Genomic DNA, 7,315 nt, shown 5'->3' on the forward strand with positions numbered 1-7,315 from the left:
AAGATGTTGGGGTCAAAAGATGCCATATGAATTGTAGAAAGAGAGAAGAAATATGAAGTATAAATGCGTGAACGAACTGGACAAATTCATGTTCCAGGATGCGGAAGTGAAAAAAATGGAGTTTAACCCGGGACTTATGACAATGGTATTGCTTGGAGTAGCCGCAAGGCATAATAATCCATCCAATGATACCTTGGTGGACCGTTATCTGGATGACACAGAGATTCGGTTCAAATCCCCGGTGATCACGAGATTTTTATTAGAGGGTGCAAAATATTACGATGCAAATAATGTACTGCAGCGTGAAGTGCCGGATCAGGATATTCCGGAAAATCAGTTTAAAGAGATTTTCCAGAAAATGCAGGAAGACGGAAAAGTATTTGTAGTGACACCGAAGCCTGCAAAAAATGGCGGCGCGTGTTGCTGTGAGATTGCTGTGGATGTAGACGAAGATACTTACTGGGTAGAAGTAGAATTTGAAAAAGCAGTCGTAGAATGGGAGCATTTCCTGAATAAAGTACAGGCATAGAGAAGCACGGAGGAAAAATAACGGGAATGGTACTGACAGGTATTCTGATTGCTGCTGCAATTATTATTGGTTTACTTGGCTTGAGCGTGTACATGCTTCGACCGGAAACAGAAAAAACACGTTCGTTTGCTGCTTTTGACCATACAATGATCGCCCATCGTGGCTTGTTTGATAATAATGCAGAAGCACCGGAAAACAGTCTGGCTGCGTTTCGAAACGCAGTGGAGCATGGCTTTGGCATGGAGCTGGATGTGCAGCTGACAAAAGATGAAAAACTGGTTGTTTTTCATGATTTTGATCTGAAGCGTATGTGCGGTGTACATAAGAAATTGACTGAATTAACATATGCAGAATTAGAGCAGTATTTTTTAAAGAACAGCACAGAAAAAATACCGCTTTTTTCTGATGTCCTGGAACTGATCAATGGAAAAGTGCCTCTTGTAGTGGAGATAAAAGTTGGCTTTGACTATAAGGCAACCACGGAAGCTGCGGCCGCAATGCTGTCAGAATACAAGGGAGTTTACTGTATGGAATGCTTTAATCCATTGTCACTGGTGTGGTACCGCAGACATTATCCGAAGGTACTTCGTGGACAGTTATCCATGGATTTTTTTCAGAGTGAGGATAAAATGCCGCAGATCGTACGTTTTTTCCTAACACATTTATTGTTAAACTTCTGGGCAAAACCGGATTTTATTTCCTATAATCACAAGGATCGCCAGATCCGGGGTTTTCGCATGTGCCGAAAGCTGTTTGGGGTAAAAACTGCGGCATGGACGATAAAAAGTGAAGCTGAACTTCAGGCGGCCCGTGAAATATTTGATATGTTTATTTTTGACAGTTTTCTGCCAAAAGAAGGGAAAAAGGTGAGATTGAGTTGAGAAGACAAAAACAGAAGATTGATAAGAGTAAGCTGCTCTTTTCCAACCACGATCTGAAGGTGTTGCTCATACCGTTGATGGTGGAACAGTTGTTGAACTCCCTGATGGGAACCGTGGACAGTATGATGGTCAGCAACGTGGGAAGTGCAGCTATTTCTGCGGTTTCGCTGGTGGATTCCATCAACGTGCTGGTTATTCAGGTGTTTACGGCGTTGACGGCAGGCGGTGCCATCATCTGTTCCCAGTATCTTGGCAGAAAAGATGTGAAAGCCTGCAATAAGGCGGCGCGTCAGGTGTTGCTTGCGATGCTGGTGATTTCCGTTGGATTGATGGCAGTGTGTATCGTATTCCGTTACCCGTTGCTGCGGCTGATTTTCGGAAATGTGGAACAGGATGTTATGGATAATTCCCAGATTTATTTCCTGATCACGGCGATATCTTTCCCATTTATCGGATTGTTTGACGCCAATGCGGCATTTTTCCGGGCAGAGGGAAATTCCAAACTGCCGATGACAATTTCTGCGTTGTGTAATCTGGTAAATATTGCCGGAAATGCGGTTTTGATTTTTGTATTTCATATGGGTGTAGCAGGTGCGGCCATTTCCACACTGGTTTCCCGTATTTTGATGTCCATCATTATGATCTGCCGTCAGCGTGTGCCGAAACAGGAGATTGTCATCCGCGATTATTTCGGTATTCGTCCAGATATGAAATTGATTTTGATCATTCTTTCCGTGGGAATCCCATCCGGTATTGAAAATGGTATGTTCCAGTTTGGTAAACTGGCAATTCAGTCCACGGTATCAACCCTTGGAACGACAGCAATTGCAGCTCAGGCGATGACAATTATTCTGGAAAACTTAAATGGTATAGCAGCGATTGGAATCGGAATTGGATTGATGACGATTGTTGGTCAGTGTATCGGAGCCGGAGAGAAAGATCAGGCGGTATATTATATCAAGAAACTTGCTGTGATTTCAGAGTTTGTGGTGATCGGCTGCTGTCTGTTGATCTGGGCATTGACGAAACCGATTACAATGATCGCAGGCATGGAGCCGGCAAGTGCGGACATGTGCTTTTACATGATGACAGTAATCACCATTGTAAAACCGATTGTGTGGGTTCCTGCGTTTATTCCACCGTATGGACTGCGTGCAGCAGGGGATGTTAAATTCTCTATGATCTTGTCAACCTGTTCTATGTGGATTTTCAGGGTAAGTCTGTGTATTTACCTTTGCCGGGTGCAGGGATTTGGACCGATTGCGGTGTGGATCGGAATGTTTACGGATTGGACGGTACGGAGCATTGTCTTTACGATTCGGTTCCACAGACGAAAATGGCTTGACCACAAAGTCGTGTAATGTATTGGATAAAAATTTAATTTATTAATACGGAAATGCAGTATCTTTTCTCGGACACTAGTCGTTCGTTACCCTCGTTTTGCTTCGGTTTTATCGCGCTCGCTCGCACTCTCCTATAAAAGCTGGTCGGTTCCCGCTCGCGCAAAACTCGCAAAACTCAGTCACTCGCTAAATCGTTTACCGAGGAAAGATACTGCATTTCCGCTATTTACACTATGAAATTATTGCTTTGATACTCTATATGCATGTGTGGCACGAAGTGCAGGATGGCGCAAAAATTTACTAATTCCACTGCGTGAATTAAGAACTCCTGGCATTTTTTCTCAGGGAGCGATTGATAGCGACCGAGACAAAATACCAGGAGTTCCCATTAAAATCTAGAAAGTAAATTTTAAGCCACCTTAAACAAGAAGTTATGACAATAAATCGTTATCCTTTTTCAGCAGCGGCGGCGCAAAAGGAAACACATCCTGATAGGATTCAATTTCGTCATCATTTTGTGGCCCAGCTGGAATCAGACCGGTCTGGTCATTTGCAGAAGCAGATTTCCCCAGATAATCATAGTCAAAATCCCCGGTTTTATCGGCCTGCTCAAACGTATCGGTAGAAATGGCATCTTTGCTTGGATTGCCATAATTTCGATGACAGTTGGTATCATGGATATTGCTATGTGTATGCGTGTTTTTGTTCATGTTCAGTCCTCCAATTCAAGAATGCCCTCGGCATTCTTGCTGCGAGATGCACGTCATGCAATGCATGACATATTCTTCTGTGCATCTCTGCAATCCTGCCGGAGGCTATATCAGATGGGAGAGTGAATCCCACCACTGATATAATCTTGTTGCTCACCATCCTGCAGAGGTGGGAGTCATCTGACATCTGATATAGCGTTGTAGTTTGCAACACTAGTATTGGTAGAACGACGGAAATTATACAGGCATTGGAGAAGGACAGCGAGTTTCACAACGTAAAAAGGAGAAGAACGTAGATAAGTGCCGAAAGGCATGGTCTGGGGCCGGAATAAGGACAGCGAGTTTCATAACGTAAAAAGGAGAAGAACTCAGATTAGTGATGAAGGGCGTCTTAGCCCAAAGCACTCATCTGAGTTCTTCTCCTCTTAATCTTCAAAAACCACGCTGTCCAATATGAAGGCCATCGTTTTATCCATTGTAAGCTGATCGGCGATATTCTCCACATCTTCATCTTCTAATGTCTCTACGAATTCTTTCGGATCTTCTTCCTCTTCCAGTGCGATATTTCGCAGTTCCTCTTCTAACTCTTCCGGTGTAATGCTGATCTTTTCAGCTGCAGCGACCGCATGCAGCACACTCTGTGCCTGAATAGCTTCCACAGCTTCCAGCTCTTTATCCGCATAAATCTCATCTTCGCTGTGACCAGAACGTTTGCAGTAAAGTTCCAGCGGAATCTGATTCATTTCCAGTTCATCCAGAAAATCATCATAATAAATCTGTGTCATTTCTTCCTTCAGGTCATCATCAATCGGAATATCAGAATCGGCAATGATTTTTGCCATCACTTCCCGGGCAAATTTTTCACGGACAGAAGTTTCCCGGCGTTCCTGCAGATTTGCCAGAATTTCATCTTCCCATTCATTTAAAGTATCATACTCGGAAAAATCTTTTGCAAACTCATCATCGATCGGCTGGTAGTCCATCAGACGAAGTTTCTTTAATGTTGTGTGGAATACAACGGAACGATTCTGCATGGCACTGATGCGGTAATCGGCCGGGAAAGTAACATTAATATCAAACGAGTCACCGATATTTTTTCCAACCAGTGCTTCATCGAACTCCGGTAAAAAGGCTTTGGCACCGATGGTCAGTGCAAAGTTTTCTCCATTTCCGTGTGGAATCGTTTGTCCATGATAGCGGCCTTCAAAATCAAGAATTGCCTGATCTCCGGTCCGTGCGCTGCGATCGTCGATATTTGTGGCAACGGCGTATTCTTTCTGTTTCTTTTTTAAAACATTCATGACTTCATGCTCTGTCACCTCAGTGTTTGGTCTGGGCATGCGAATGCCCTTGTATGTTCCTAATCTCATAAGAGTATAGTTCCTTTCATATTATTATGTTTACAGACATCATAGCACAGAAGTGACGATATCGTATAGAAATATAAAAAAAATGTTTTTATATATTGACAAAATGACTCATGAGTATTATTGTATTAATCAAGTAATACAACAGTACAATAATACAAAAGATACATGAAATAAAAAGAAAGGGAAGTGGGATGATATGGCGTGGAATTTTGTAAATGACCGATCGATTTATCTTCAGTTGGTTGATATTATTCAAAACAGAATCGCAACCGGATATTATGCACCGGGCAGCAAGCTTGCATCGGTGCGAGATTTGGCCAGTGAGGCGGAGGTGAATCCGAATACAATGCAGAAAGCCCTGGCAGAACTGGAGCGGATGGGGCTGGTTCATTCGCAGAGAACAAGTGGAAGATTTGTGACAGATGATGAAGGGAGAATTCAGAAAATGAAACGTGAGACAGCACGGGAAACCATACAGACATTTTTGCAGCAGATGAAAAATATGGGGTTTGAAAAAGAGGAAATTATAGATTTGATCCGGGAGGACAAGGAGGGAGCGTGTCATGAGCAGTAGACTGGAATGTAAGAATCTGACAAAAGATTATGGAAATGTAATGGCTTTGAGTGATGTGAATCTGACGTTAGAAAGCGGCAGAATTGTAGGATTACTTGGACCGAATGGAAGCGGAAAAACCACATTGATCAAACTGGCGAATGGTCTGCTTCAGCCTACATCCGGAGAAATTTTGTTAAACGATTTGAAACCGGGACCGGAGACAAAATCATTTGTTTCATATCTGCCGGATGCGAACTATCTGCCGGACTGGATGAATGTGGAAGCACTGGTAGGGATGTTTGACGATTTTTATGCAGACTTTGACCGGAAGAAAGCAGAAGAAATGTTAAAACAGTTGAATTTACGGGAGAAAGACCGGCTAAAAACATTATCCAAGGGTAATAAAGAAAAAGTACAGCTGATACTGGCCATGAGCCGGAATGCAGAAATCTATTTTCTGGATGAGCCAATCGGCGGTGTAGACCCGGCGGCAAGAGATTATATTTTAAATACTATCATTCGGAATTATTCCGAAGATGCACTGGTCGTAATGTCTACACATCTGATTTCAGACATTGAGCGTGTACTGGACGAGGCAGTATTTATCAATCGAGGCAATATTGTTTTTCATCGCAGTGTTGATGAAATCCGAGAAACAGAACATAAATCAGTAGATGAGTTGTTCAGGGAGGTATTCAGATGTTAGGAAAATTATTGAAGTATGAGTTGAAATCGACCAGCAGGCTGATGGGCGTGCTGTATCTGGCTATTTTGATCGTGGCAGCGGTAGTTGGATTCCTTGCCAGAGGAACCATCTGGCAGGCGACACAGGGAAATGCAATTGCAGTTGTAGTCAGCGGCCTGATCTATACACTATTGATCATGACACTGATGATCGTGACGGTTGTTATGATCCTTCAGCGATTTTATAAAAATCTGCTGAAAGGAGAAGGTTATCTGATGCACACCCTTCCGGTTCCTACATGGATGCTGGTTGCATCTAAAATGATCAGTTCTCTGATCTGGATTTTGCTGAGTATCATAACATTGATCGTATCTGTGTTCGTACTTATGCTGACCAGTGTTGTTGGTAGTGGAAATTTACTCGCTCTTGACTGGAGTTCTCTTCCGTGGGGAGATTTTTTCAAGCTGTTTCAGGAAAGTGCGGGTGAAATCATTCTGACCATTGTAGCTGCGGTGATTCAGATTGTCCGTATCATTCTGCTGGTTTATACGGCTATGGCAATCGGTGCTGCTGCAAAGCGACATAAAGTATTTTATAGTGTGTTGACCTTTATCGTAATTCTGATTATTATTGCGATTATCGGTACGCTGACAAACATTAATCTGATTGATATGCTCAGCGGCTCCATGGCAGTGGATAATTCCGGTATCGGAGTAAATGCTGATGCAGGAAAAGGTCTGGCCGTAGTCGGATATGTCAAACTTCTGGGAGGACAGTGCATCACGGATGCCGTTTACAGTGTTATCTTTTTCTTTGCAACGACATGGTTTTTGAAAAATAAATTAAATTTGGAGTAAAAATGACATATTTCATATATCCTATGATATAATGAGTACAAGTGAGTCAACATGCTGGCATGATTGACGAGTGGTGAAAATTGGGAGGAACAGGCTTATGGTATTAGTAAACACAGATTATATATCAGGAAAAGAACTGGAGATGCTTGGAATGGTAAAAGGAAGTACCATCCAGTGCAAAAATATTGGCAGAGATATCGGTGCAAGCTTCAAAAATCTGGTAGGGGGAGAAATGAAAGCCTATACCGAGATGATGAACGAAGCAAGAGATTTGGCGATTCAGCGTATGGTAGAAGAAGCTGAAGGACTTGGTGCAGACGCAGTGGTAAATATTCGTTTTGCGACATCAGCTATCATCCAGGGAGCAGCCGAAGTCATCGCATA

The 7,315-nt window shown here is 42.8% G+C and carries 9 protein-coding genes; 7 read left to right on the top strand and 2 right to left on the bottom strand.

What is annotated here, in order from left to right; all coding sequences use genetic code 11:
• Positions 1-52 precede the first annotated feature (52 nt).
• The 3 genes from Q0I54_RS04890 to Q0I54_RS04900 are packed head-to-tail and all read left to right on the top strand — an operon-like array spanning position 53 to position 2,771.
• Positions 53-529, top strand: coding sequence for a hypothetical protein (locus Q0I54_RS04890; RefSeq protein ID WP_296116918.1), 477 nt, complete (start codon positions 53-55; stop codon positions 527-529).
• Positions 530-555: 26 nt separating this feature from the next.
• Positions 556-1,410 carry a glycerophosphodiester phosphodiesterase family protein gene (locus tag Q0I54_RS04895; protein WP_296116921.1) on the top strand — a complete coding sequence of 285 codons (855 nt, stop codon included), beginning with the start codon at positions 556-558 and terminating at the stop codon, positions 1,408-1,410.
• Positions 1,407-2,771, top strand: a complete 1,365-nt coding sequence (locus tag Q0I54_RS04900; RefSeq protein WP_367270780.1) for an MATE family efflux transporter — start codon at positions 1,407-1,409, stop codon at positions 2,769-2,771. The genes Q0I54_RS04895 and Q0I54_RS04900 overlap by 4 nt, the downstream gene beginning before the upstream one ends.
• Before the next feature lie 413 nt (positions 2,772-3,184).
• Here Q0I54_RS04900 and Q0I54_RS04905 read toward each other — a convergent pair whose 3' ends face one another.
• On the bottom strand, positions 3,185-3,463 hold the full coding sequence (locus Q0I54_RS04905) for a hypothetical protein (protein WP_296116923.1): 279 nt from the start codon (positions 3,461-3,463) through the stop codon (positions 3,185-3,187).
• A gap of 425 nt (positions 3,464-3,888) precedes the next feature.
• Positions 3,889-4,833, bottom strand: a complete 945-nt coding sequence (gene tig / locus Q0I54_RS04910; RefSeq protein ID WP_296116924.1) for a trigger factor — start codon at positions 4,831-4,833, stop codon at positions 3,889-3,891.
• A gap of 196 nt (positions 4,834-5,029) precedes the next feature.
• On the opposite strand from tig, the gene Q0I54_RS04915 reads away from it, so the two are divergent.
• The 4 genes from Q0I54_RS04915 to Q0I54_RS04930 all read left to right on the top strand — a co-directional run.
• Positions 5,030-5,407, top strand: a complete 378-nt coding sequence (locus Q0I54_RS04915; protein ID WP_288618364.1) for a GntR family transcriptional regulator — start codon at positions 5,030-5,032, stop codon at positions 5,405-5,407.
• On the top strand, positions 5,397-6,095 hold the full coding sequence (locus Q0I54_RS04920; protein ID WP_296116926.1) for an ABC transporter ATP-binding protein: 699 nt from the start codon (positions 5,397-5,399) through the stop codon (positions 6,093-6,095). The genes Q0I54_RS04915 and Q0I54_RS04920 overlap by 11 nt, the downstream gene beginning before the upstream one ends.
• Positions 6,089-6,931, top strand: coding sequence for a hypothetical protein (locus Q0I54_RS04925; protein WP_296116928.1), 843 nt, complete (start codon positions 6,089-6,091; stop codon positions 6,929-6,931). Before Q0I54_RS04920 ends, Q0I54_RS04925 begins: the two co-directional genes overlap by 7 nt.
• Positions 6,932-7,028: 97 nt before the next feature.
• Positions 7,029-7,315 (top strand): YbjQ family protein (locus Q0I54_RS04930; protein ID WP_296116930.1); only part of this gene is annotated, 287 nt, incomplete at its 3' end.

This window comes from uncultured Eubacterium sp. (assembly GCF_934295145.1).
Classification (GTDB): domain Bacteria; phylum Bacillota; class Clostridia; order Lachnospirales; family Lachnospiraceae; genus Eubacterium_I.

Bases quoted from the DNA above. Each gene is read 5' to 3' on its own strand.
- Q0I54_RS04905 (WP_296116923.1), bottom strand. From the start codon at position 3,463: ATGAACAAAAACACGCATACACATAGCAATATCCATGATACCAACTGT.
- Q0I54_RS04890 (WP_296116918.1), top strand. From the start codon at position 53: ATGAAGTATAAATGCGTGAACGAACTGGACAAATTCATGTTCCAGGAT.
- Q0I54_RS04895 (WP_296116921.1), top strand. From the start codon at position 556: ATGGTACTGACAGGTATTCTGATTGCTGCTGCAATTATTATTGGTTTA.
- Q0I54_RS04915 (WP_288618364.1), top strand. From the start codon at position 5,030: ATGGCGTGGAATTTTGTAAATGACCGATCGATTTATCTTCAGTTGGTT.
- tig (WP_296116924.1), bottom strand. From the start codon at position 4,833: ATGAGATTAGGAACATACAAGGGCATTCGCATGCCCAGACCAAACACT.
- Q0I54_RS04925 (WP_296116928.1), top strand. From the start codon at position 6,089: ATGTTAGGAAAATTATTGAAGTATGAGTTGAAATCGACCAGCAGGCTG.
- Q0I54_RS04920 (WP_296116926.1), top strand. From the start codon at position 5,397: ATGAGCAGTAGACTGGAATGTAAGAATCTGACAAAAGATTATGGAAAT.